The organism is Streptomyces longispororuber (assembly GCF_024448165.1).
Classification (GTDB): domain Bacteria; phylum Actinomycetota; class Actinomycetes; order Streptomycetales; family Streptomycetaceae; genus Streptomyces; species Streptomyces longispororuber_A.
Map to the genome: position 1 here is coordinate 1 of NZ_JAMOLN010000168.1, position 24423 is coordinate 24423.

15 protein-coding genes are annotated in these 24423 nt (G+C 73.0%); 8 read left to right on the plus strand and 7 right to left on the minus strand.

The genetic code is table 11. The features are described from left to right. On the minus strand, positions 1–7365 hold a 7365-nt coding region (locus M4J07_RS35180), incomplete at its 3' end, for an SDR family NAD(P)-dependent oxidoreductase (RefSeq protein ID WP_308284801.1). A 395-nt stretch (positions 7366–7760) separates the two neighbouring features. Between M4J07_RS35180 and M4J07_RS35185 the strand changes: the two genes are divergently transcribed. Genes M4J07_RS35185 through desII form a run of 4 tightly spaced genes read left to right on the plus strand, consistent with a single transcriptional unit; the run spans position 7761 to position 12919 of the window. Further along, positions 7761–8990, plus strand: a complete 1230-nt coding sequence (locus tag M4J07_RS35185) for an acyltransferase family protein (protein WP_255978844.1) — start codon at positions 7761–7763, stop codon at positions 8988–8990. After that, positions 8987–10201: a cytochrome P450 family protein gene (locus tag M4J07_RS35190; protein ID WP_255978845.1), complete on the plus strand. Its 1215-nt coding sequence runs from the start codon at positions 8987–8989 to the stop codon at positions 10199–10201. The genes M4J07_RS35185 and M4J07_RS35190 overlap by 4 nt, the downstream gene beginning before the upstream one ends. Positions 10202–10205: 4 nt before the next feature. Continuing rightward, the gene (locus M4J07_RS35195; protein ID WP_255978846.1) at positions 10206–11405 is read left to right on the plus strand and encodes a dTDP-4-dehydro-6-deoxyglucose aminotransferase; all 1200 of its coding nucleotides are present in this window, start codon (positions 10206–10208) and stop codon (positions 11403–11405) included. Further along, entirely contained in the window at positions 11402–12919 is a 1518-nt protein-coding gene (gene desII / locus M4J07_RS35200) for a dTDP-4-amino-4,6-dideoxy-D-glucose ammonia-lyase (RefSeq protein WP_255978847.1), read from the plus strand. The genes M4J07_RS35195 and desII overlap by 4 nt, the downstream gene beginning before the upstream one ends. A gap of 16 nt (positions 12920–12935) precedes the next feature. On the opposite strand, the gene M4J07_RS35205 is transcribed toward desII, so the two are convergent. Then, a complete protein-coding gene (locus tag M4J07_RS35205; RefSeq protein WP_255978848.1) occupies positions 12936–14180 on the minus strand; it encodes an activator-dependent family glycosyltransferase in 1245 nt (414 codons plus the stop codon). A 179-nt stretch (positions 14181–14359) separates the two neighbouring features. On the opposite strand from M4J07_RS35205, the gene M4J07_RS35210 reads away from it, so the two are divergent. Next, a complete protein-coding gene (locus M4J07_RS35210) occupies positions 14360–15394 on the plus strand; it encodes an NAD-dependent epimerase/dehydratase family protein (protein ID WP_255978849.1) in 1035 nt (344 codons plus the stop codon). On the opposite strand, the gene M4J07_RS35215 is transcribed toward M4J07_RS35210, so the two are convergent. Both M4J07_RS35215 and M4J07_RS35220 read right to left on the minus strand, forming a co-directional pair. Further along, the gene (locus M4J07_RS35215) at positions 15314–16294 is read right to left on the minus strand and encodes a Gfo/Idh/MocA family protein (RefSeq protein ID WP_255978850.1); all 981 of its coding nucleotides are present in this window, start codon (positions 16292–16294) and stop codon (positions 15314–15316) included. The two genes, M4J07_RS35210 and M4J07_RS35215, sit on opposite strands and share 81 nt — an antisense overlap. Before the next feature lie 30 nt (positions 16295–16324). Beyond that, entirely contained in the window at positions 16325–17494 is a 1170-nt protein-coding gene (locus M4J07_RS35220) for a macrolide family glycosyltransferase (protein ID WP_255978852.1), read from the minus strand. A 400-nt stretch (positions 17495–17894) separates the two neighbouring features. Here M4J07_RS35220 and M4J07_RS35225 point away from each other — a divergent pair, with 400 nt between their 5' ends. The 3 genes from M4J07_RS35225 (at position 17895) to M4J07_RS35235 (ending at position 21084) form a co-directional block, all read left to right on the plus strand. After that, the gene (locus tag M4J07_RS35225; protein ID WP_255978854.1) at positions 17895–19571 is read left to right on the plus strand and encodes a TlrC/CarA/OleB/SrmB family ABC-F type ribosomal protection protein; all 1677 of its coding nucleotides are present in this window, start codon (positions 17895–17897) and stop codon (positions 19569–19571) included. A gap of 134 nt (positions 19572–19705) precedes the next feature. Then, on the plus strand, positions 19706–20482 hold the full coding sequence (locus M4J07_RS35230; RefSeq protein WP_255978856.1) for a class I SAM-dependent methyltransferase: 777 nt from the start codon (positions 19706–19708) through the stop codon (positions 20480–20482). Between the two features lie 11 nt (positions 20483–20493). Further along, complete coding sequence (locus M4J07_RS35235) at positions 20494–21084, plus strand: dTDP-4-dehydrorhamnose 3,5-epimerase family protein (protein WP_305128589.1); 591 nt, start codon at positions 20494–20496, stop codon at positions 21082–21084. Positions 21085–21161: 77 nt separating this feature from the next. Here M4J07_RS35235 and ahcY read toward each other — a convergent pair whose 3' ends face one another. From ahcY to M4J07_RS35250, 3 genes are all read right to left on the minus strand, one after another. Further along, positions 21162–22559 (minus strand): adenosylhomocysteinase, encoded by a 1398-nt coding sequence (gene ahcY, locus M4J07_RS35240; RefSeq protein ID WP_255978858.1) that lies wholly within the window; start codon positions 22557–22559, stop codon positions 21162–21164. Next, the gene (gene metF / locus M4J07_RS35245; protein WP_255978860.1) at positions 22549–23409 is read right to left on the minus strand and encodes a methylenetetrahydrofolate reductase [NAD(P)H]; all 861 of its coding nucleotides are present in this window, start codon (positions 23407–23409) and stop codon (positions 22549–22551) included. Before metF ends, ahcY begins: the two co-directional genes overlap by 11 nt. Then, the coding region (locus M4J07_RS35250) for a vitamin B12 dependent-methionine synthase activation domain-containing protein (protein ID WP_305128591.1) at positions 23406–24423 on the minus strand (1018 nt) is incomplete at its 5' end. The genes metF and M4J07_RS35250, both read right to left, overlap by 4 nt.

Genomic DNA, 24423 nt, shown 5'->3' on the forward strand with positions numbered 1-24423 from the left:
GGCCACACCCGCAGCCGCCTGCGCATGCCCGATGTTCGACTTCAACGACCCCAACCACAAAGGCCGTTGAGCGTCACGGTCCTTGCCGTACGTGGCGAGGAGCGCCTGCGCCTCGATCGGGTCGCCCAGCGACGTGCCCGTCCCGTGCCCCTCGACCACGTCCACGTCCGCAGCACCGAGACCGGCGGCCGCCAGCGCCCCGCGGATCACCCGCTGCTGGGCGGGGCCGCTCGGCGCGGACAGGCCGTTGCTCGCCCCGTCCTGGTTCACCGCGCTCCCCCGCAAGACGGCCAGCACCTGGTGACCGTGACGCCGCGCGTCCGACAACCGCTCCAGCACCACCAGACCCACGCCCTCGCCCATGCCGAAGCCGTCGGCGTCCTGGGAGTACGCCTTGCAGCGGCCGTCGGCCGACAGGGCGCCCTGTCGCGAGAACTCGGTGAACACGTCCGGGCCCGCCATGACCGACACACCACCGGCGACCGCGAGCGACGACTCGCCGTCCCGCAGCGAACGCGCCGCCAGATGCAATGCCACCAGCGACGACGAGCACGCCGTGTCCACCGTCAGCGCCGGGCCTTCGAGCCCCAGTGCGTACGCGACGCGGCCGGAGGTGACGCTGGCGGTGGTGCCGGTGAGCAGGTAGCCCGCGACCTCGTCCCGGCCCTCGACCGGTCCGGTCGCGTATCCCTGGTGCGACATGCCGACGAACACCCCGGTGTCGCTGCCGCGCAGGGTCTCCGGCAGGATGCCCGCCTGCTCGAACGCCTCCCAGGTGACCTCCAGGACCTGGCGCTGCTGCGGGTCCATGGCGAGGGCCTCGCGCGGCGAGATCCCGAAGAACGCCGGGTCGAAGTCCCCCGCCGCGTCCAGGAAGTTGCCCATGGGGCGGTCCGCTCCGGTGCCCGGTGCGCCGCGCCGTTCCCAGCCCCGGTCGTCCGGCGCCACGCCCGAGGCGTCGCCGTCCGCGGAGAGGAACTCCCACAGCTCGGAAGGGGAGTTGATGCCGCCGGGGAACCGGCAGCCCATCCCCACGATCACCACCGGGTCGTCGGCGCTCTCCGCACTCCGTACGGGACCGCCTGCGGACCCCGTGCCCGCGTCCTGCTCGGGTGCGGTCCCGCCGAAGAGTTCGGTTTCGAGGAAGGCCGCGACGGCGCGGGGGTGCGGGTGGTCGTAGACGAGGGTCGCGGGCAGCCGCAGGCCGGTGGCGGCGGTGAGCCGGTTGCGCAGTTCCACCGAGGCCAGCGAGTCGAAGTGGAGCTCGCGGAAGGCCCGTTCGGGTTCGATCCGGTCCGCGTCCCGGTGTCCGAGGACCGCCGCGGCGTGCTGTCGCACCAGGTCGAGGAGGGCCCGGCCGCGGTCGGCGGCGGGCAGGTCGGCCAGGCCGCCGCCGAGCGGGGTCCCGGCCCCGTTGTGGGCCCGGCGCACGGCCTCCCCCGCCGCCCGGGCATCGGGCAGCGCGTCGAACAGCCGGGTGGGCCGCTGTGCGGTGTACGCGAGCAGGAAGGGTTCCCACTCGACCCCGATGATCATCGGGCAGACCTCGGCCCGGTCCAGGGCGGTCTGCAGGGCGTCGAGGGCCTCGTCGGGGGCCATCTCCACGACGCCGTGCCGGCGGAAGCGTTCCGCGACGGGGCCCTCCGCCATGCCGCTGCCGGCCCAGGTGCCCCAGGCCACCGACGTCGCGGGCAGCCCGGCGGCGCGCCGCTGCCTGGCCAGGCCGTCGAGGTAGGCGTTGCCGGGGGCGTAGCCGCCGAGGCCCGGTGCGCCGAACGCGGAGGCGAACGAGGAGAACAGGACGAACGCGGTCAGCGGCGCGTCGGCGGTCAGCTCGTGCAGGTTCTGGGCGCCGAGGGTCTTGGCGCGGCCGGCCTGTTCGATGCGGTGGCCGGTCAGGGTGTCGAGGGTGCCGTCGTCCAGGGTGGCCGCGGTGTGGAACACGGAGGTGAGCGGCTGGTCGTCGGGCAGGCCGGCGAGCAGCGAGCGCAGTGCTTCGCGGTCGGTGATGTCGCAGGCCGCGACGGTCACCTCGGATCCGGACGCGCGTATCTCTTCGGCCAGTTCGCCGGTTCCCGGGGCGTCGGGTCCGCTGCGGCTGACGAGGACGATGTGCGGGGCGCCGTGGCGGGCGAGCCAGCGGGCGACGTGCCGGCCGATGCCGCCGGTTCCGCCGGTGACCAGGGCCGTGCCGGTGGGCCGCCAGGTGCCCGGCGCGGTGGCGGGCGCGGTGGGTGCGGCCCGCTTCCAGCGGCGTACGAACACCTCCTGGTCCCGCAGGGCGACCTGGTCCTCGCCGCTCCCGCCGGTCAGGACGCCGGCGAGCGAGCGGACGATCTCGGTGGTGGATCCGGCGGGCACGTCGACCAACCCGCCCCACAGATCGGGGTGTTCCAGCGCGACGACCCGTCCCAGACCCCACAGGGCCTCCCGCGCGGGGTCGCCGGGGCGCTCGTCGGCCGGGGTGACCTGGACGTCCTCGGTGAGGCACCACAGGGAGCCGTCGAGGCCCGAGTCGGTGAACGCCTGGGCGAGGACGACGGTGTCGCCGAGCGACGGCAGGCCGAGCGGGGTGCCGATGTCCGCGCCGCGCTCGTCGGCGGCGAGCAGGGACAGCACGCCGACGCGGTCCGCGCCCCCGGCGGCGTCGCGCAGGGTCCGCGTCAGATCCGCCCGGTCCAGGGCGGCGTCGAGCACGAGGTCCGTCACCGTCGCGCCGGCCGCTTCGAGGGCGGTGCGCGCGGCCCCGGCGAGCGCTTCGGCGGCGCCGTCGTAGCGGACGACGAGCCAGTCGTGGGGGCCGTCGGCGGAGGGCTGCGGCGCGGGGGTGCGCTCCCAGTCGATGCGGTAGCGCAGCGCGTCGGCCGCGTCCCGCGCCGCCGCGCCGGGGCCGGTGGCGGCGTCCGGGGCGGGCTCCCACCAGAAGCGCTCGGGCTCGAACGGCGAGGTGGGCAGCGGCACCGGGCGCGCGGACACGCCGAGGAACACCGAGTCCCAGCGGACGGGGACGCCCGCGGCCCACGCCGCCCCGAGGGAGCGGGCGAAGTCGTCGGGACCGCCGTGGCCGCGGCGCACGGTGCCGACCGCGGTCAGGTCCGCGCCCGCGGCCTCGCCGGTCTCCCCGACGGCGGTGGTGAGCACCGGGTGGGCGCTGAGTTCGACGAAGGTGCGGTGGCCCTGGTCCACGAGCGCCCGTACGGCGGGGGCGAACCGGACGGTCTCGCGGAGGTTGCGGAACCAGTACGCGGAGTCGAGCGTGCCGGGCCGCGCCCAGTCGCCGGTCACCGTGGAGAAGAAGGGCACGGCGCCGGGCAGCGGTTCGATCCGCCCGAGTTCCTCGTGCAGGGCGGTGCGGGCCTCGTCCATGTGCGCGGTGTGCGAGGCGTAGTCGACGGGCAGGCGTCTGGCCCGTACGCCCTCGGCGTGCAGGGCGGCGACGAGGTGGTTCAGGTCGTCGTCGGGTCCTGCCACCACGACGGAGCGGGGTCCGTTCAGCGCGGCGGTCTCCAACCGGCCTTCGTAGGCGGCGAGTCGGCCGGTCAGGTCGTCGGGGGTGGTGGCGACGGCGACCATGCCGCCGTGTCCGCGCAGCCGGGCGATGACGCGGCTGCGGACGGCCACGAGGCGGGCCGCGTCGTCGAGGGAGAGGGCGCCGGCGACGCAGGCGGCCGCGATCTCGCCCTGGGAGTGCCCGATCACGGCGGCCGGTTCGACCCCGTGGGCCCGCCACAGCGACGCGAGGGACACCATCACGGCGAACAGGACGGGCTGCACCACGTCGACGCGGTCGGTGGACAGGTCAGTGGCCAGGTCAGTCGACAGGTCGGTGTCGGGGCGGGCGTCCGCGGCGGCGGCCTCCGCGCGCAGGAACGGCAGGACACGGAAGTCCAGGTGCGGCTCCAGGGCCGCGGCGCACTCGTCGAGGGCGCGGGCGAAGACCGGTGCGGTGTCGTAGAGCCGGACCGCCATGCCCGCCCACTGCCAGCCCTGGCCGGGGAAGACGAAGACGGGCGAGGACTGCGGCCGGGCCGCGGCCACGGCGGCGTCCAGCGGTGCGCCGTCGGCCAGCGCGTCGAGCGCGGTGAGCGCGTCGGCGGGTCCCGCCGGTACGAACGCGGCGCGGTGGCGGGCCGCCGCCCGGGTGGTGGCCAGCGAGAACGCCACGTCGGCCGCGGTGAGTTCGGGGTGGGCGCGCAGGTGCGCGGCGAGGCGGCCGGCCTGGGTGCGCAGTGCGGTCGCGCTGTGCGCCGACACGGTCCACGGCACCACTGCGGCGGGGCCGCCGGGGGCGTCGTCCGCCGTGCGGGCGGCCGGTTCCTGCTCCGGGGCCGCCTCGACGATGGCGTGGGCATTGGTGCCGCTGATGCCGAACGACGAGACGCCGGCCCGGCGGGGGCCGGGTCCCGCGGGCCAGGCCATGGGTTCGGTGGGCAGGCGTACGTCGCCCTGCGACCAGTCGACCTCGGTGGCGGGGCGGTCGGCGTGCAGGGTCGGCGGGAGGGTGCCGTGGCGCATCGCGAGCAGCATCTTGATGACGCCGGTGACGCCGGCGGCGGCCTGGGTGTGCCCGATGTTGGACTTCACCGAGCCCAGCCACAGCGGCCGGCCGGCGGGCCGGTCGGTGCCGTACGTCTCGATGACGGCGCGGGCCTCGATCGGGTCGCCGAGCCGGGTGCCGGTGCCGTGCGCCTCGACGGCGTCGACGTCGGCCGGGGCGAGTCCGGCCTCGGCGAGCGCCTGCCGGATCACCCGGGCCTGGGCGCGGCCGTTGGGCGCGGAGAGGCCGTTGCTCGCGCCGTCCTGGTTGACGGCCACGGCGCGGATCAGGCCCACGACGGGGTGGCCGAGGCGCCGGGCGTCGGAGAGCCGTTCCAGCAGGAGCACGCCGGCGCCCTCGGCCATCCCGAAGCCGTCGGCGTCGGCGGAGAACGCCTTGCAGCGGCCGTCGGGGGCGAGCGCGCCGAGCCGGCTGAAGTCGACGAGCATGCCGGGCGTCGGCATCACGGTCGCGCCGCCGGCGATGGCCAGGTCCGTCTCCCCCGCGCGCAGGGAGCGGCAGGCGAGCTGGAGGGCCACGAGCGAGGACGAGCAGGCCGTGTCGACGGTGACGGCCGGGCCCTCCAGGCCCAGGGTGTAGGCGATGCGCCCGGAGGCGACGCTGGTGGTGGTGCCGGTCACGAGGTAGCCGCCGACGTCCGCGCCGCCGTCGGCCATGCGGGGTCCGTACTCCTGGGCGATGACGCCGGTGAACACCCCGGTGCGGGTGCCGCGCACCGACTCGGGGGAGAGACCGGCGCGTTCGACGGCCTCCCAGCTGACTTCCAGGAGGAGCCGCTGCTGCGGGTCCATGGCGAGGGCCTCGCGGGGCGAGATGCCGAAGAACTCCGGGTCGAAGTCGGTGGCGTCGTGCAGGAATCCGCCGGACCGCTGGCGCACCGTGCCCGGCCGGGTGGGGTCCGGATGGGCGAGCGCCTCCAGGTCCCAGCCGCGGTTCGTGGGCAGGCCCGCCACGGCGTCCCGGCCGTCCGAGAGCAGCTCCCAGAACTGCTCGGGGGTGCGTACGCCGCCGGGCAGCCGCACGGCCATGGCGACGACCGCGACGGGTTCGTCCGGCGTGGGTCCTGCGCCCGGTTCCCCCTCGTGCCGGTCGGGCCCGGCATCCGGTGCGGGGTGCTGTGCGCGCGGGCGCAGCAGGTCGTACAGCGCGTCGGTGAGGGCGTGCGGGGTGGGGTGGTCGAAGAGGGTGGCGATCGCGATGTCCTGGCCGACGGCCGCCGCGAGCCGGCCGCGCAGCTGCACCGCGAGGACGGAGTCGAGGCCGAGTTCGGCGAAGGTCCGGCTGCGGTCCGCGGGCTGTGTGCCGGCTCCGGTGGGCGCGCCGGTCACGGCGGCGGTCTCCGCGTCGACGAGGCGGGCCAGCCGCTGCCGTATCTCGTGCTCGGGCGCGTCCGGCGGGAAGAGCCCCGGCCGGCCGGAGCCCGCGGACGGTGCGGCGGGGTCCGTTCCCGCGGCCGGCGGGTCGGGCAGCGCGGCGGCCAGGTCGTCGTCGACGCCGGGGAAGGCGGCCGTCCAGTCGACCTCCACGCCGTGGGCGTACGCCTCCGCCGCCGCGGTCAGGAAGCGCCGCAGCCCGCCCTGGCCGCGCAGCAGCGTGGGCAGGACGGCGTGTTCCGCGCCGGCCGCGTCGAGGGTCTGCCGGACGGCGGCCGCGAGGACGGGGTGCGGGCTCACCTCGACGAAGACGCCCGCCCGGTCGGCGGCGCAGGTCCGCACCGAGCGCTCGAACAGGACCCGGTTGCGGAAGTTCTCGCACCAGTAGTCCGCGGTCAGTTCGCGGGTGTCGACGGCGGTGCCGGTGAGGCTGGAGTAGAAGGGGACGCCGCCCTCGCCCGGTGCGAACCAGCCGAGGGCGGCGCGCAGTCCGCCCACGACGTCGTCCATCTGCGGGGAGTGCGCGGCCATCGCGACGCCGATCACCTGGGCGCGGACGCCTTCGGCGGTCAGCTCCGCCACGCAGCGCTCGATCGGGGCGGTCGCCCCGGCGAGCAGCACGGAGCGGGGGCCGTTGATCCCGGCCAGGACGAGATCCGGGCCCCAGGAGGCGAGGCGCGGTGCGATCGCGTCGGCGGGCAGGGCGATCGACGCCATGTCCCCGTTGCCGACGAGCGGCATGAGTTCCTTGCTCCACTGCGCCACCGCGCGGGCGCCGTCGGCGAGGTCCACGCTGCCCGCGGCGTGGGCGGCGGCGAGGTCGCCCATGCTGTGGCCGACGACGGCGTCGGGCCGGACGCCGAAGGAGCGCCACAGTTCGGTGAGGGCGGCGCTCACCGCGTAGAGGGCGGGCTGCACGACCTCGACCCTGGGGGTGCCGCCGGGGGCGGCGGCGGTGTCCCCCGACCCGCTCAGGGCCTCGGTCAGCGACCAGCCGGACTCGGCGGCGAAGACCTCGGCGCAGCGGGCGATCGCGTCGGCGAACACCGGTGACTCGTCGACGAGTTCGCGCGCCATGCCGGGCCACTGGGAGCCCTGGCCCGGGTAGACGAAGGTGACGGGCGCGGGGGCGTCGGCCGCTCCGCGCGCGACCGCGGGGTGCGGGCTGCCGTCGGCGACGGCGGCCAGGGCGTCGAGGAGTTCCGCGCGGGTGGCGCCGACGAGCACGGCCCGGTGCGGCAGGCGCCGGTCGTGGCGGGCGAGCGCGGCGCCGAACGCGTCGACGCCGAGGTCCGGATGTGCGCGGAGGTGGTCGGCCAGCCGGCCCGCCCAGGCCCGCAGCATGCCGTCGTCGGCGCCCGACAGGACCCACGGCCTGGCTGCCCCTTCAACAGCTGCGGAATGGTTCTTACCGTGCCGGGGACTGCCGTTCACACCTGACTCCTAGTCTTCCGCGCATTACCAGGGAGTGGGCCTCCGCAAGACCTGGCCGACGGGGTGCGCGCCTCACGGAAATATCAATCAACCCCGTGCGTCATAAACGCTCTACTACCGTTTATCAGCGGTCAGTTGAACGTACACCAGCCCACCTCACCGGCCAAGAAGTCTTTGCTTCACAAACCTGCCGCAATTTCGAGACTTCGCAGGTCACAGCGGTCAACAAGGTGATTGCCCATACGAATCCCAGCGACCGGACATCAATCCTCAAGCTGCCCTGTAGTTGAGCTCAACTGACGTGCGCGAGGATATGCCCGGAACCGATTTCGGCCGGTCGCGAACGGCGACGGCAACTCCTGGACAGCGGCAACCAATTGAAGGGTCGGTGAGCCTTGCTACCCGCGCAAAAAGCCCACACGCTTACCTCTGCCGAGGCGCCCGACGGCCGGGGAGTTCCGGCCGAACGGCTGCCTTCGCTCACCGGGCTGAGGTTCTTCGCCGCGTTTCTGGTGTTCCTCTGCCATGCGCTCAGCCAGTTCAATCCGCAGACGGACTCCGTCTCGCACGACGTGGCGTACTTCCTGCTGCCGGCCGGTCCGGTCGGCGTCTCCTTCTTCTTCGTGCTGAGCGGTTTCGTCCTGACGTACGCGGCCCGGCCGGGCGACACGGTGCGGCGCTTCTGGCGGCGCCGCGTGGTGAAGATCTATCCGAGCCACGTCGTGACCTGGTCGGCCGGTCTGGTCCTGGCCTGGGTGACCGGTGCCGTCGTGACCACGTCGACGACCGCCGCCGCCCTGCTGCTCGTCCAGGCCTGGTGGCCGGACATGATCCTCACCGCCACGGTCAACCCGATCTCGTGGACGCTCGCCTGCGAGCTCTTCTTCTACCTGCTGTTCCCGTTCCTGTACCAGGGGCTGCGCCGGCTGCCGCGGCAGCGGCTGTGGCCGGCCGCGGGGATCCTGGTGGCCCTGGTCATGGCCGTACCGCACCTGGCCAAGCTGCTGCCCGGGGAGCCCATGCCGCTGGCGGGCTGGACCCTGACGCAGTTCTGGCTGGTCTACACGGCGCCTCCCGTACGGCTCCTGGAGTTCGCGCTCGGCATCGTGCTCGCGCTCCTCGTCCGCGAGGGGATGTGGCCGCTGCTCAGCGTCAAGCTCGCCGCCGCCCTGTGCGTGGCCGGCTACGCGGTGGCCGGGATCACCACGATGGTCACCGAACTGCCCCACCTGTGGGCGATGTCGAGCGCCACCGTCGTCCCGCTGGCCGTGCTCATCGCCACGGCCGCCCGGCGCGACCGGGAGAACCTGCCGTCCCTGGCCCGCCGTCCGCGCCTGGTGCGCCTCGGTGAACTCTCCTTCGCCTTCTACCTCGTGCACCACATGATCCTGACGGCCTTCTTCGCCGCGCTGCCGGACGACGTCCGGCCGGGTCTGCCCACGCTCACCGGCATGGCGGTCGTGCTGTTCTTCGTCTGCTGGGGCGCCGCCTGGCTGCTGCACACCGGCGTCGAGCTGCCCGCCATGCGCCGCTGGAGCCGCCCGCGGGCGGCCTCCCGAGGATCCGACACGCCCCACCCGGCACCCGGGCACTCCGAGCCCCTGACCGGTGAAAGGACACCATGAACCAGCCGCACCTGCCCGAGGTCCTCGACCTGAGCAGCGAGCTCTTCCACACCGACCAGTACGCGACGTACCGGGACATCCTCGAACAGCGTCCCGTCACCAAGGTGCGCTTCTACGACGGCTCGTCCGTCTGGCTCGTGAACCGCTACGACGACGTGCGCGCGGCCCTGAGCGACGACCGGCTGAGCAACGACCCGACGAAGCAGTCGGACGTCGACCTGTCGGCGGCCACCGGCATCCCGGCCGACCTGGTCGAGTACTTCCAGCGGAACATGTTCCGCAGCGACGAGCCGGACCACGGCCGGCTGCGCAAGCTGGTCTCCCGGGAGTTCACGATGCGGCGCATCAACGCGCTGCGGCCGCGGATCCGGGAGATAGCCGATGACCTGGTGGAGAAGTTCGCCGCCACCGGCGGCGGCGACCTGGTGGCCGCGCTCGCCCGCCCGCTCCCGCTGACCGTCATGTGCGAACTGCTCGGCGTGCCCGAGGAGGACCGCACCGACTTCCAGACCTGGTCGCAGCACGTCGTCGAGAGCAACCCGGAGTTCGCCGAGCGCAACGCCGTCTCGTACCGCAGCCTCTTCGAGTGCATCCGCTCGCTGATCCGGCGGCGCCGCGACGAGCCGGGCGACGACCTGCTGTCGGCCCTGGTCGAGCTGCGCGACTCCGGGGACCGGCTGTCCGAGGACGAGCTGATCTCCACGGCGTTCCTGCTGCTCGTGGCCGGCATCGAGACCACGGTCAACGTGCTGGGCACCGGGTCGTTCCTGCTCCTCGACCACCCGGACCAGCTGGCCCGGCTGCGCGCGGACGAGGGCCTGCTGGGGTCCACCGTCGAGGAGATCCTGCGCTACATGGCGCCCATCGAGATGACGAGCCGGCACACCCTGGAGCCCGTCGAGATCGGCGGGCAGTCCATCGACGCGCAGAGCACGGTCCTGATCAACATGGCGGCGGCCAACCGCGATCCGGCCCGGTTCCCCGACCCGCAGTCCTTCCGGGTCGACCGCAACGACGGCAGCCACCTCACCTTCGGCCACGGCATCCACTACTGCCTGGGCGCCGCGCTGGCGCGGGCGGAGGCCGAGGTCTTCTTCGACGTGCTCCTCAAGCGCTTCCCGTCACTGGAACTCGCCGTCGACAGCGGCGAGCTGACGTGGCGTCATGTCTTCATGCGGGGTCCGCTCGAACTGCCCGTCCACTGGCGGTGACCCCGTGAAGCGTGCCCTCACCGATCTCGCGCTCTTCGGCGGCCCGGAGGCCTTCCTGCGCCCGCTCATGGTGGGCATGCCCACCGTCGGCGACCGGGCACGGTTCCTGGCCCGCCTCGAATGGGCCCTGGACAACGACTGGCTGACCAACGGCGGCCCGCTGACCACGGAGCTGGAGGGCCGCATCGCCGACCTGGCCGGCGTGCGGTACTGCGTCGCCACGTGCAACGCCACCGCGGCGCTCCAACTGGTGCTGCGGGCCTCGGGGGTGACCGGCCGGGTCATCATGCCGTCGCTGACGTTCGCGGCGACGCCGCACGCGGCGGCCTGGGTGGGTCTTGAGCCGGTGTTCTGCGACGTCGACCCGGTCACCGGCTGCCTCGACCCGGCGCGGGTCGCGGAGCTCATCACCCCCGACACCGGCGCCGTGCTCGGCGTCCACCTGTGGGGCCGGACGGCCCCGGTCATCGAGCTGGAGAAGCTGGCCGCCGAGCACGGGGTGAAGCTGTTCTTCGACGCCGCGCACGCCTTCGGCTGCACCGCCGGCGACCGGCCCGTCGGCGGCTTCGGCGACGCCGAGGTGTTCAGCCTGCACGCCACCAAGACGGTCATGGCGTTCGAGGGCGGGGCGGTGACCACCGACGACGGCGAGCTCGCCGAACGGCTGGTGGCCCTGCGCAACTTCGGCGTCGACCGGACCGGGTCGGTGACCTCCGTCGGCATGAACGCCAAGATGAGCGAGGCTTCCGCCGCCATGGGCCTCACCTCGCTCGACGCCTTCGAGGGGACCCGTGCGCGCAACCGGGAGAACCACGCCCTCTACGCCTCGGAGCTGCGTGACGTCCCCGGCACCGAGGTGCTGGCCTTCGACGAGCACGAGCGCAACAACCACCAGTACCTGATCCTGCGCACCGACCGTGCCGTCACCGGTCTGCACCGCGACCGGCTGCGCAGGCTGCTGGAGGCCGAGAAGGTCTTCCCGCGGCTGTACTTCTCGCCGCCCTGCCACCTGATGCCCGCCTACCGGACCGATCCCCCGCTCCGGCTCGAGCACACCGAGCGCCTGTCCGAGCAGGTGCTCGCGCTGCCCACCGGCCCCTCGGTGTCCTCCGAGGACATCCGCCGGGTGTGCAGCATCATCCGGCTCGCCGCCGAGCGCGGCGAGCAGATCGAGGCGATGTGGGCGCAGGCAGTGCCCGCATGAGCGCCATCGGTCCGACGTCCGACCCGGAGGTAACAGTTCTCGTGGACACCGCCCAAGCGGTCACGCCCGCGCAGGCGATCGAAGACGTGGCACGTCCCGGCGGCGACCGCGCCGCGGCGATCCGCGCCCTGCGCTCCCGCCTCGCCGAGATCGGCGACACCGGAGAGGGAGCGCGGGAGCGCGCCGAGCACCTCGTCGACCTGGCCGTGCGCTACGGCTCCCATCCGTTCACCACCCTGGAGCAGGCCCGGCACCTGCTGGGCGTGGACCGGGCGGCCTTCGCGACCCTGCTCGGCCACTTCCACCGCGTCCCCGAACTCGGCACGGCCGTCGAGCGGGGCCCGGAGGGGAAGTACTGGACCAACACCATCCTGCCGCTGGAACGGACGGGCGCGCTCGACGCGGTGGTGCACGGACGCCCGGCGTTCCCCTACAGCGTCGGCCTCTACCCGGGGCCGACCTGCATGTTCCGCTGCCACTTCTGCGTCCGCGTCACCGGCGCCCGCTACGACGCCTCGGTACTGGACGCCGGCAACGCCATGTTCGCCTCCGTCATCGACGAGGTGCCCGACACCCAGCCGTCCACGGTGTACTTCTCCGGCGGCCTCGAACCGCTGACCAACCCCGGCCTCGGTGAACTGGCGGCGCGCGGCGGGGCACGCGGGCTCGACATGACGCTCTACACCAACGCGTTCGCGCTCACCGACCGCACCCTGGAGCGCCAGCCGGGCCTGTGGTCGCTGCACGCGATCCGCACCTCGCTGTACGGCCTGAACGACACGGAGTACGAGGCCACCACGACGAAGCCGCGCGCCTTCGGGCGGGTCAGCGCCAACCTTGGGGCGTTCATGGCCCAGCGGGAGCGGCGCGAGGCCCCGGTGCGGCTCGGCCTCAACTACATCATCCTGCCGGGGCGGGCCGACCGGCTCATGGACCTGGTGGACTTCGTGGCCGACCTGAACGAGCACGCCCCCGGCCGGCCCCTGGACTTCGTGACGGTCCGCGAGGACTACAGCGGCCGTGCGGACGGCGCGCTCGCCGAGGCCGAGCGCGCCCAACTGCGGGACGCGCTGCGGGACTTCACCGCGTACGCGAAGGAGCGCACCCCCGCACTGCACATCGATCTGGGGTACGCCCTGGAGAGCCTGCGCAGCGGAGTGGACACCAGGCTGCTGCGGATCACACCGCAGACCATGCGGGGCGCCGCGCACGCGCAGGTCGCGGTGCAGGTCGACCTGCTGGGCGACGTCTACCTGTACCGCGAGTCGGGGTTCCCCGAACTGGCGGGCGCGGACCGCTACATCGCGGGGCGCGTCACGCCGTCCAAGAGCCTGCACGACGTGGTCCGCGAGTTCGTCGAGCGTCATCCGCACATCGAGCCGCGGCCCGGCGACGAGTACTTCCTCGACGGTTTCGACCAGGCCGTGACGGCCCGCCTGAACCAGATGGAGCAGGACATCGCCGACGGCTGGGAGGCGCACCGGGGCCTGCTGGGCGCGGCCACCGGAAGGTGACCGCGCCGCGCGGGCCTCAGCGGGCCGCGACGCGCTCCGCCAGGGCGGAGGCCACGTCCTGGGGGTTGCGCTCGGCGCGGGCCTCGGCGCGCAGTGCGCGGGCCCGGTCGAGGAACGAGGGGTCGGCGAGCACCCGGGCCACGGCGTCGCGGAGCTCCTCGGCGCTCACCTCGCCCTCCTTCAGGTGCAGGCCCGCGCCCGCGGCGGCCGTCTGCTGCGCGCGCAGGACGGTGTCCCACAGGTACGGCACCATGATCTGCGGCACCCCGTGGTAGAGGGCCGTGGACCAGGTGCCGTTGCCGCCGTGGTGGACGACGGCGGAGCAGCCCTCCAGGAGCACGTCCATCGGGGCGAAGTCGACGACCCGGACGTTCTCCGGCAGCGGCCCGGCCTTCGCCAGGGCGGCGGCGTCGGCGGTGACGACGAGTTCGGCGTCGACCTCGGCGAGGACCGTCAGATAGCGGTGGAAGACCTCCGGGTCGGCGGTGAAGCCGCTCCCGGTCGACCCGGTGGTCACGCACACCCGGCGCCGCGGCCCCGGCTCCTTCAGCCAGTCGGGCACGACGGCCCGGCCGTTGTACGGCAGGTACCGCAGGCCCTCGGCCGGCAGCCCCAGGTCGAGCCGGAAGCGCTCCGGCAGCATGTCGACCGAGAACTGGCCGACCACCAGCTCCTCGTCGTACGCCACCCCGTGGCGTCCGGCGGCCTCGGTCAGCCAGTCGCGCAGCGGGTCGGGGCGCTGCCCCGCGGGCCGTTCGGCGAGCGCCTTCACGAACTCCTGGCGGAAGTGGGCGTTCAGGTCGCTGGCGCTGAGCACCCGGGCGTGGGCGGCGCCGCAGGCCCGGGCGGCGATCGCCCCGGCGAACGTGTACGGCTCCCACAGCACCAGGTCCGGCTGCCACGCGCGGGCGAAGGCGACGAGGTCCCGGACGAACGACTCGTCGTTGATCACCGAGTAGAAGTAGGGCACGGACAGGTCGTACAGGTTGAACAGGTAGTCCCAGTCGAAGTCCTCGGGGCGGGACAGGTCGATGTCGGCGGAGTACTTCTGCAGCTCCGCGCCCTTCTCCTGCATCGCTTCGAGCAGCCGGTGGTCGTCGCCGACCGGCACGGCGGTCAGTCCGGCCCCGGTGATCGCGTCGGCGAAACCGGGCTGGCTGGCCACCCGCACGTCGTGCCCCGCGGCACGCAGGGCCCCCGCGAGCGGCACGAAGCCATGGAAGTGCGAGGTGTGCGCGAAGGCCGCGATGAGCACACGCATGAACAACTCCCCCAAAGATCCAGGCAATTGACGAACAGTGGCCGATTGTGCCGCGCCGCCCCGGCCCTGAACACGGACAGCGGCCCACGCTGGACCCGCAGCCGAGCGCGTCTTGAGCGACACGCACCACCAAGGCCACGCGCCGTGCGGGCCACCCGACATGAAGAGAGGCAAGTGCCATGACCGGTCCCCTGTCCCCCGGCGCCGGGCGGGACGCGTCCCGCCGACCGCTGGTCGTCGTCCTGGGTGCCTCCGGGTACATCGGTTCCGCCGTGCTGCGGGAGCTGTCCCGCCGGCGGATCCGGCTGCGGGCGGTGGCCCGCGGCCCGTTCGCCGCGCCGGCGGGCGGCCGGGCGGTCACCGAGGTGGTGCGGGCCGATCTCACCGAGGAGGGGGCCGTCGCCGCCGCGGTCGACGGCGCCGACGCGGTGATCCATCTGGTCGCCCACATGACGGGCCGCGGTGCGTGGCGGTCCGCCGCGTCGGACCCCGCGGCGGAGCGGGTGAACGTGGGCCTGGTGCGGGACGTGCTCGCGGCCTGCGCGGCGCCGCCCGGCGGCGGGCCCGGCCCGGTCGTGCTGCTGGCCAGCACCAACCAGGCGGCGGACGGCGGCGGCCCGCAGCGCAGCGCCTACGCCCGGCACAAGGCGGCGGCCGAGCGGCTGTTGCTCGACGCCACGGCCCGGGGCGCCGTCCGCGGTCTCGCGCTGCGGCTGCCCACCACGGTCGGCAGCGAGGCGGGGGTGGCGCCCGCGATGGCCCGCCGGGCCCTGGCCGGCGAGACGCTCACCCTGTGGCACGACGGCAGCGTGCGGCGGGAGTTCCTCGACGTGGCCGACGCCGCCCGTGCCTTCGCCCTCGCGCTCGACCACGCGGCGGACCTCGACGGCCGCGCCTGCGCGGTGGGCGGCCACGCCGTCGCGCTCGGCGACCTGTTCCGGGCCATCGCCGACAGCGCCGCCCGGCACACCGGGGGCCCGCCCGTACCGGTGCTGTCGGTGGAGCCGCCCGCGTACGCGGAGACCGGCGACTTCCGTGACCTGGACGTCGACTCCTCGCTGTTCCGCGACGTGACGGGGTGGCGGCCCGAGGTGCCGCTGCGCCGGGCCGTGGACGACGTTGTAGCGACCGCGTCAGCGCCCGCGCCGGGCGGCGGCGCGGACGGCCTCGACCAGCCGGGCCTGCTCCACCAACGCCTCACCCGCGAGGGTTGACCGGGCCGGGGCGCCCGAGCGGATGCCCTCGACGAAGTCCGTCACCACGGAGCGGAACTGGTCGTGCGGGGGCACGGTCAACTCCTCGCGGACGCCGTCCCGTTCGAGGTGGATCACGGCGGGGTGGTCCGCGGGCGGCGTATAGGCGCGGGGCACGGTGATGTGTCCCTCGGAGCCGGTGAGCTCGTATCGGCCGCGGTAGGCGTGCCGCAGGCCGAAGGCGACCTGGGCCGGCGTGCCGTCGGCCGCCGTGAGCAGCGCTGCCCCGTCGGTGTCGACGCCGGTGTGCGGATCAGGCCGGAGGAGCGCGCCGACCACGTCGAGGCCGGGTCCGAGGTAGCGCAGGGCGGTGCGCAGGGGGTAGCCGCCGATGCCGGTGAGCGCGCCGCCGTCGAGGTCGGGGCGGTGGCGGATGTCGTCGGCCGGTTTGCCGGGGATGGTGAACTCGGCGGTCAGGGACCGGAGCCGGCCGATCCGTCCGGCGGCGAGCAGGTCGTCGACCAGCCGGTGCTGGGGGTGGCACAGGAACATGTAGTTCTCGAACAGCACGCGGCCGCGGGCCCGGGCGAGGTCCCGCAGCCCCGCCGCCTCCCGGGCGCTGCCCGTCAGCGGTTTCTCGGACAGGACGTGCTTGTCCTGCCGCAGGGCGCGCCGGGTCCAGTCGGCGGTGAGGGAGGGCGGCAGCGGGACGTAGACGGCGTCCACGTCGGACCGGTCGAGGACGGCCTCGTACCCGGTCACCGGTTCGCCGCCGAATCGCCCGGTGAACGCGGCGGCCTTGGCCGGATCCCGGCTGCCGACCGCCACGACCTCGACCGAGGGGTGGGCGGTGAGCGCGGGGAGCATCCGCCGCCAGGCGATGTCCGCGCAGCCCAGGACGCCCATCCGGACCCGGTCCACGAGCCTCTCCCCCGCTCTCCCGCCGGCCCGCTAGCCCAGGGCGCTCTCGACGAGGTCGGCGGCCCGCCGGGTCCCGCCCTCGGCGAGCAGTTCGGCGCGCAGCTCGGCGGAGCGGCGGCGGACCTCCGGGTCGCCGGTGAGCTCCAGGAGCGCGGTGCGCAGCGCGTCGGCGGTGGCGTCGGCGGTGTCGATGCGCCGGGCCACTCCGAGCGCGACGAGTTGGTCGGCGTTGCCGAACTGCTCGGCGCCCTGCGGTACGGCGATCATCGGCACGCCCGTGTAGAGCCCTTCGCTGCTCCCGCCCATCCCGGCGTGGGTGACGAAGGCGTCGGCCTGCTCCAGGATCGCCAGCTGCGGCACCCAGTTGTGCACCTCGACGTTCGCTGGGACATCGCCCAGTTCCGCGGCGTCGGTCTGCTTGCCGATCTGGAGGACGACGTGCCAGCCCGCCAGGTCGCCGAAGGCGGCCAGGCACTGGCGGTAGAACTCCACCTGGTGGGTGTAGGCGGAGCCGAGGGAGACCAGCAGCACGTTCTCCGCGTCGGCGGGGCGGGTCCAGCCGCCCTGGTCGGAGCGGTCCCCCAGGCACGGGCCGACGAAGGTCACCACGTCGGTGTCGACCTGGTCGGCGTTGGGCTGCATGGCCTTCGTGATCAGGGCGACGGTGCGGGCGGGCATCCCGCTGAACGCGTCGACGTCCAGGGTGGTCGCCCCGTTCCCGGCCAGCCAGGACGCGAACTTCTCCCGGTACGCGTCCGCACCCGGCAGCTTCATCAGCTGGTCGCCTACCTGCTCCTGGTAGCCCTTCCACGCGACGAACGTCGGGGAGAGCTGGACGAGGGGGCGGCCCTGCGACTCGGCGAGCGCCCGGCCCGCGTACGACCCGATGTCGTACAGGTAGAGGTCGGCGGGGTCCTCGTCGTAGTGCGCGTGCAGCTGGGTGAGCGTCTGCACCGCGTCGTCGAGGAAGAGGGTCATCGCCGCGATCGGGTCCGTCGGCCAGTTGTTGTCGGCGACGGGCAGGGTGGTGGTGACGGGGACGAATTCGGCACCGGTGGCGGTGATCAGGTCGGCGACGACGGGGTCGGCGGCGTACGTCACCCGGTGTCCTCGCGCGACGAGTTCACGGATGACCTCGATGCCGGGCAGAACGTGGCTGACGATGGGGCTGCCGACCATCGCGATGTGGTGACGGGGCATGACTGAGTACTCTTTTCGGTGCTACGGCGTATTCGCAGACACTAACCACAGCCGTCGATTCCCGAGAAGTGCCGCCGACAACAGCCGAAAACCACCGGATCTTGTCCGATTCCCAGCGGCCACTCGCCTCACCTGCGCAAAAGGCTCTGCTAAGGTCTTTTGTGTGATTCTCACTTTCGCCGCCGCAGGCTACTACTACATCTGACGCCGTCCCACGGGCAGTTCTGCTCCGGGCGTTCCCAGGCACGGCCGTACCGCTTCTCCAGCGGTCTTCCGGCGATCCTCCAGTGGTCCTCAAGTGGTGCTCCACTGCGGCTCAAGCCTGCCTCCCTCCCGTTCGAGCAGTGTGCCCGCTCCGGTCGACTTCTGCGGACCTACGGACGAAACGGCGTGCGAATCCATGCATGACTCCTCTTTCACGAATACGGCTGTCCACTCGACGGCGAACTCCGCTGCGTTCCAGGTGGTCCTGGACGACGTCGGGCATTCCCGCGGCACCCGCCGGCTCCTTGACGGGGTGCACCAGTCCGTCGCCCTCGGTGAGCGCATCGGCGTCATCGGGGAGAACGGATCGGGCAAGACGACCCTCCTGCGGCTGATCGCGGGGGTCGACAAGCCCGACGACGGCCGGGTCCTGGTGCGGGCGCCGGGCGGCACCGGCTATCTGCCGCAGACCCCCGAGCTGGCGCCCGACGACACGGTGCGGGACGCCATCGACCACGCCCTGGCGGAACTGCGCGCCCTGGAGCGCGCGTTGCGCCGCTGCGAGGCGGCCATGGCCGAGGCGTCCGACGACGAACTGGCGGACCTGCTCGCCGAGTACGGCGACCTCACGGAGGCGTTCGAGGCGCGGGACGGCTACGCGGCCGACGCCCGGGTGCAGGCCGCGATGCACGGCCTCGGTCTGGCGGCCGTGGACACCACGCGGCGGCTCGGCAGCCTGTCGGGCGGGGAGCAGGCCCGCCTCGGCCTGGCCTGCGTCCTGGCGGCCGCGCCCCAGTTGATGCTGCTCGACGAGCCCACGAACCATCTGGACCGGGCCGCCCTGGAATGGCTGGAGGAGCATCTGCGCGCCCACCGCGGCAGCATCCTCGTCATCTCCCACGACCGGGTCTTCCTGGAGCGGGTGGCCACCGCGCTGTGGGACGTGGACGGCGAGCGGCGCACGGTGCACCGGCACGGCGGCGGCTACTCCGGCTACCTCAAGGCGAAGGCCGCGCTGCGGCTGCGCCTGGAGCAGCAGCACCAGGAGTGGCAGGAGGACCTGGCCAGGCAGCGCGAACTGACGCGGGCCGCGGCGAGCCACGCGGCGGCCGGGCCGCGGGCCAACGCCGACCGGACCAACGGCCGGCACCAGCGCAGCGTGGAGAAGCAGATCTCCGCGCGGGTGCGCAACGCGAAGGAGCGACTGCGCCGCCTGGAGGAGAACCCGGTCCCCCGCCCGCCCCGGCCGATGCGCTTCGCGGCCCGCATCCAGGGCGGTGACGCGGCGACGGGCACCCCGGTGGCCGCCGGGCTGCACCGGGTCGAGGTGGCCGGGCGGCTGCACGTACCGGACTTCGAGGTGGGTCCGGGCGAGCGCGTCCTGATCACCGGGCCCAACGGGGCGGGGAAGTCGACCCTGTTGCGGGTGCTGGTCGGTGATCTGGAGCCGGACCGGGGCACCGCCGCCCGTCCGGCGCGCACCGGCTGGCTGCCGCAGGAGACGACGGTCACCGACCCGGACGCCAGTCTCCTCGACGCGTTCCAGGCGGGCCTGCCCGGCGACGTCGAGGGGCACCGCGGGGCGCTGCTCGGCCTGGGGCTGTTCCGGCCGTCGGACCTGGCGACGTCGGTGGCCGGGCTCTCCGTCGGCCAGCGCAGGCGGCTGGCCCTGGCCCGGCTGCTGCACGAGCCCGCCGACCTGCTGGTGCTCGACGAGCCGACGAACCACCTGTCGCCGGCGCTGGTGGAGGACCTCGAAGAGGCCCTGTCGCACTACCGGGGAGCGCTGGTCGTCGTCTCGCACGACCGGATGCTGGAGCGGCGGTTCACCGGGCGCACAGTGTGCCTGGAGAACGGATCGATCCGCGACTGACGCGGCTGTTCCGTCGTACCGCCCCGTGGGACGGTACGACGGAGCGATCACCCCCAACTCGCCCGGGGGACACCGGCATCGCCGTGCACACGCTCCGGCTTTTCTGACCCACCGGCGAAAGGAACAGCCTTCTCATGGCCAAGGACGGATTCACCGATCCGCACATCGTCCCCCACGAGTCGGACCAGGAACGCGACGCGCGTGAGCGGCTCACGAAGCTTCTCGTCGACACCCCCATCCCGCCCCAGTACCTGATCGACAACCTGCCCGTCTATCTGCGCCGCCACCAGCTCGCCGACCTGCTCTCCATGGACGCGCTGTACCGGATGCTGCCCGAGGTCCCGGGCGTCGTCATGGAGTTCGGCGTGCTGCACGGCCGCCACCTGGCCACGCTGACGGCGCTGCGCAGCATCTACGAGCCGTACAACTCGCTGCGCCGCATCATCGGCTTCGACACGTTCACCGGGTTCCCGGACGACATCAAGGACGTGGACAAGGTCAGCACCAGTGCGGTCGCCGGCCGTTTCGCGGTGCCGGAGAACGAGGTCGACCACCTGCGCGAGGTGCTGGCGGCGCACGAGGCGTCCGAGCCGTTCGGGCACACGCAGCGCTCCTTCGTCGTCCAGGGCGACGTGCGCGAGACCGTTCCGCAGTACCTGGCGGACAATCCGGAGACCATCATCGCGCTGGCCTACTTCGACCTGGACCTCCACCAGCCGACGAAGGAGCTCCTGGAGGCGATCCGCCCGCACCTGACCAAGGGGAGCATCCTCGCGTTCGACGAGCTGGCCCACCCGAAGTGGCCCGGTGAGACGACCGCGCTGCGGGAGGTCTTCGGTCTGGACTGCGGTCCGCTGCGCCAGCTGCCCGGCCGCGAGCCGCCGGTCATCTACATGAAGTGGGGCGAGTGAGCCGGGTGACCATGACGGAACTCGCCATCGAGGGCGCCCACGCGTTCACGCCGGAGGTCTTTCCCGACCGGCGGGGCCTGTTCGTGACCACGTTCCAGCAGCCGCGGTTCACGGAGACGACCGGGCACGCGTTCCCCGTCGTCCAGACCTGCCAGAGCGAGTCGGCCCGCGGCGTGGTGCGCGGCGTGCACTTCACGGCGACGCCGCCTGGCATGGCCAAGCACGTGTACTGCGGGCGCGGCCGGGCGCTGGACTTCGTCGTCGACCTGCGGGTGGGGTCGCCCACCTTCGGCACCTGGGACACGGTCGAGCTCGGGGCGGGAAGCTTCCGGTCGACGTACCTGCCGGTCGGCGTGGGCCATGCCTTCGTCGCGCTGGAGGACGACACCACGATGGTCTACCTCATGTCCGGGCCGTACGTGGCGGAGAACGAGCTCGCCGTCTCCCCGCTGGACCCGGAACTGGCGCTGCCGCTCGCGCTGAACGGCGTGGAACCGGTGATGTCCGACCGTGACGTCGCGGCGCCCACCCTGGCGCAGGCGCTGGCAGCGGGCATCCTGCCGGACTACGAGACCTGCCGTGCGCTGGAGGCGGCGCTGTAACGGCCCGCCACCGCACGGACGTGACCGCCGGGGCAGCGCGCCCCGGCGGTCACGTGTTCCGTGTTCCGTGTTCCGGGTCAGTAGCGGTAGTGGTCCGGCTTGTACGGACCGTCGACCTCGACGCCGATGTACGCGGCCTGCTCGGGGCGGAGCGTCGTGAGCTTCACGCCGAGCGAGTCCAGGTGCAGGCGGGCGACCTTCTCGTCCAGGTGCTTGGGCAGGGTGTAGACGCCCACCGGGTACTCGGACTGCTTGGTGAACAGCTCGATCTGGGCCAGCGTCTGGTCCGCGAAGCTGTTGGACATCACGAACGACGGGTGGCCCGTCGCGTTGCCCAGGTTCAGCAGACGGCCCTCCGACAGCACGATCAGGACCTTGCCGTCCGGGAACGTCCACGTGTGGACCTGCGGCTTCACCTCGTCCTTGACGATGCCGTCGATCTGCGCGAGACCGGCCATGTCGATCTCGTTGTCGAAGTGACCGATGTTCCCGACGATCGCCTGGTGCTTCATCCTGGCCATGTCCGAGGCCATGATGATGTCCTTGTTGCCGGTCGTCGTGACGAAGATGTCCGCCTTGTCGACGACCTCGTCCAGCGTCGCCACCTGGTAGCCGTCCATCGCCGCCTGCAGCGCGCAGATCGGGTCGATCTCGGTGACGATCACCCGCGCGCCCTGGCCGCGCAGCGACTCCGCACAGCCCTTGCCCACGTCGCCGTAGCCGAAGACGACGGCGGTCTTGCCGCCGATCAGGACGTCCGTGGCGCGGTTGATGCCGTCGATCAGCGAGTGCCGGCAGCCGTACTTGTTGTCGAACTTCGACTTCGTCACCGCGTCGTTCACATTGATCGCGGGGAAGAGGAGGGAGCCGTCGCGCTGCATCTCGTACAGGCGGTGGACACCGGTCGTGGTCTCCTCCGTCACACCGCGGATCTCGGCGGCGATGGCGGTCCAGTCGAGCGTGCTGTTCTCCAACAGGGCGCGGACGACGGCCATTTCCTCGTTGGACGCCTCGGGCAGCTTGCCGGTCTTCTGCCGCTCGACGCCCAGGTGGACGAGGAGGGTGGCGTCACCGCCGTCGTCGAGGATCATGTTCGGGCCGGTCTGGCCGGGCCAGGTCAGCGCCTGCTCGGTGCACCACCAGTACTCCTCCAGGGTCTCGCCCTTCCAGGCGAAGACGGGAATCCCGGCGGCGGCGATGGCCGCGGCGGCGTGGTCCTGGGTGGAGAAGATGTTGCAGGAGACCCAGCGGACCTCGGCGCCCAGCGCGACGAGCGTCTCGATGAGGACGGCCGTCTGCACCGTCATGTGGAGGGAGCCGGTGATCCGGGCGCCGGCCAGCGGCTGGGCGGCGGCGTACTCCTTGCGGATCGACATCAGCCCGGGCATCTCGTGCTCGGCGAGCGTGATCTCCTTGCGGCCGAACTCGGCGAGGGAGAGATCGGCGACCTTGAAGTCGGTGAACTCAGCTGACATGAAGGCTCCTTGAGCTGTTCAGTACGTTGCGGTGGATGTCCAGGGCCGCGGTGGACCTGTTGAGCGTGATGTAGTGCAGGCCGGGGGCGCCTTCGGCGAGCAGTCGCTCCGCCATGGCGGTGGCGTGGTCGACACCGATCCGGTACGCGTCGTCGGGCCGTTCGCGGGCGGCTTCGAGGCGGTGGGCCAGGTCCTCGGGGAAGGCGGCGTCGGAGAGTTCGGCGAACCGCCGGATCTGGCGGGCGTCGGTGGCCGGCATGATCTCCGGGATGACCGGGGTCGTGCAGCCGGCGGCGGCGAGCCGGTCGCGCAGCCGCAGGTAGTCCTCCACGTCGAAGAACATCTGGGTGATGGCGTAGTCGGCGCCCGCGCGGCACTTGGCCACGAAGTGCCGGATGTCGCTGTCCCAGTCCGGGGATCGCGGGTGCTTCTCGGGGAAGGCCGCGACGCCGATGGTGAACTCCCCCAACGACCTCACCAGTTCGACGAGTTGATAGGCGTGGGTGTAGCCGTCCGGGTGCGCGGTCCACGGCCCCTTGGGGTCGCCGGGCGGGTCGCCGCGCAGGACGAGGACGTCGCGCACCCCGGCGTCCGCGTACTGACCGATGATGCGGCGCAGTTCGGCGACCGAGTGGCCGACGGCCGTCAGGTGCGCCACGGGGCGCAGCGTCGTCTCGGCCACGATCCGCTTGGTGACGTCGATGGTGCGCTCGCGCGAGGAGCCACCGGCGCCGTAGGTGACGGACACGAAGTCGGGGGCGAGCGGTTCGATTCGGCGGACGGCCTGCCACAGGGACTGCTCGCCCTTGGCCGTCCTGGGCGGGAAGAACTCGAAGGAGAACGTCGTCATGCACGGCCTCCCGCGTTGAAGTAGCTCGCCTCGGGGTGGTGGATCACGATCGCGTCGGTGGACTGCTCGGGGTGGAGCTGGAACTCCTCGCTGAGCTGGACGCCGATCCGCTCCGGCCGGAGCAGCTCGGCGATCTTCGCGCGGTCCTCCAGGTCGGGGCAGGCCGGGTAGCCGAGCGAGTAGCGGCAGCCCTGGTACTCGGTGCGGAACATGCCGTCCATCGCGGCCGGATCGCTGCCGGCGATGCCGAGTTCGGTGCGGACGCGGGCGTGCCAGTACTCGGCGAGCGCCTCGGCCAACTGGACGGACAGGCCGTGCAGTTCGAGGTAGTCGCGGTAGGAGTCGGACGCGAACAGCTCGGCGGTCGCCTCGCCGACCCGCGACCCCATCGTGACGACCTGGAGGCCGACCACGTCGGTCTCCCCCGACTCCTCGGGGCGGAAGAAGTCGGCCAGGCAGAGGCGGCGGCCGCGGCGCTGGCGGGGGAAGGTGAACCGGGTCCGCTCATTGCCCACGTCGTCCAGGATGATCAGGTCGTCGCCCTTGGACACACAGGGGAAGTAGCCGTGGACCACGGCCGCTTCCAGCAGGTTCTCCGTGCGCAGCCGGTCGAGCCACATGCGCAGCCGCGGCCTGCCCTCGCTCTCGATGGTGTCGCCCTTGAGCCCCCACTGGCCCTTGAACAGCGCGGCCTCGTCGAGCCAGGAGGCGTACTCCTTGAGCTGGATGCCCTTGATGACGCGGGTGCCCCAGAACGGCGGCTCGGGGACCGGATTGTCGACGGCGACGTCCGAACGGCCGACGTCCTGCGGCTCTTCGAGGACCAACTCCCGCTTGGGTACGCGGCGTTGCTTGAGTTCGGGGAGGGTGGCGCCGGGCACGCCGCGCTTGACCGCGATCAACGCGTCCATCAACCGCAGACCCTCGAACGCGTCCCGCGCATAGCGGACTTCGCCCTCGTAGATCTCGTGCAGATCCTGCTCCACATACGCCCGGGTCAGCGCCGCCCCACCC

Excerpts from the sequence above, each read along its gene's own strand:
- M4J07_RS35190 (WP_255978845.1), top strand. The coding sequence starts at position 8,987 with ATGAACCAGCCGCACCTGCCCGAGGTCCTCGACCTGAGCAGCGAGCTC.
- desII (WP_255978847.1), top strand. The coding sequence starts at position 11,402 with ATGAGCGCCATCGGTCCGACGTCCGACCCGGAGGTAACAGTTCTCGTG.
- M4J07_RS35205 (WP_255978848.1), bottom strand. The coding sequence starts at position 14,180 with ATGCGTGTGCTCATCGCGGCCTTCGCGCACACCTCGCACTTCCATGGC.
- M4J07_RS35210 (WP_255978849.1), top strand. The coding sequence starts at position 14,360 with ATGACCGGTCCCCTGTCCCCCGGCGCCGGGCGGGACGCGTCCCGCCGA.
- M4J07_RS35220 (WP_255978852.1), bottom strand. The coding sequence starts at position 17,494 with ATGCCCCGTCACCACATCGCGATGGTCGGCAGCCCCATCGTCAGCCAC.
- M4J07_RS35225 (WP_255978854.1), top strand. The coding sequence starts at position 17,895 with ATGCATGACTCCTCTTTCACGAATACGGCTGTCCACTCGACGGCGAAC.
- M4J07_RS35230 (WP_255978856.1), top strand. The coding sequence starts at position 19,706 with ATGGCCAAGGACGGATTCACCGATCCGCACATCGTCCCCCACGAGTCG.
- M4J07_RS35235 (WP_305128589.1), top strand. The coding sequence starts at position 20,494 with ATGACGGAACTCGCCATCGAGGGCGCCCACGCGTTCACGCCGGAGGTC.
- ahcY (WP_255978858.1), bottom strand. The coding sequence starts at position 22,559 with ATGTCAGCTGAGTTCACCGACTTCAAGGTCGCCGATCTCTCCCTCGCC.
- metF (WP_255978860.1), bottom strand. The coding sequence starts at position 23,409 with ATGACGACGTTCTCCTTCGAGTTCTTCCCGCCCAGGACGGCCAAGGGC.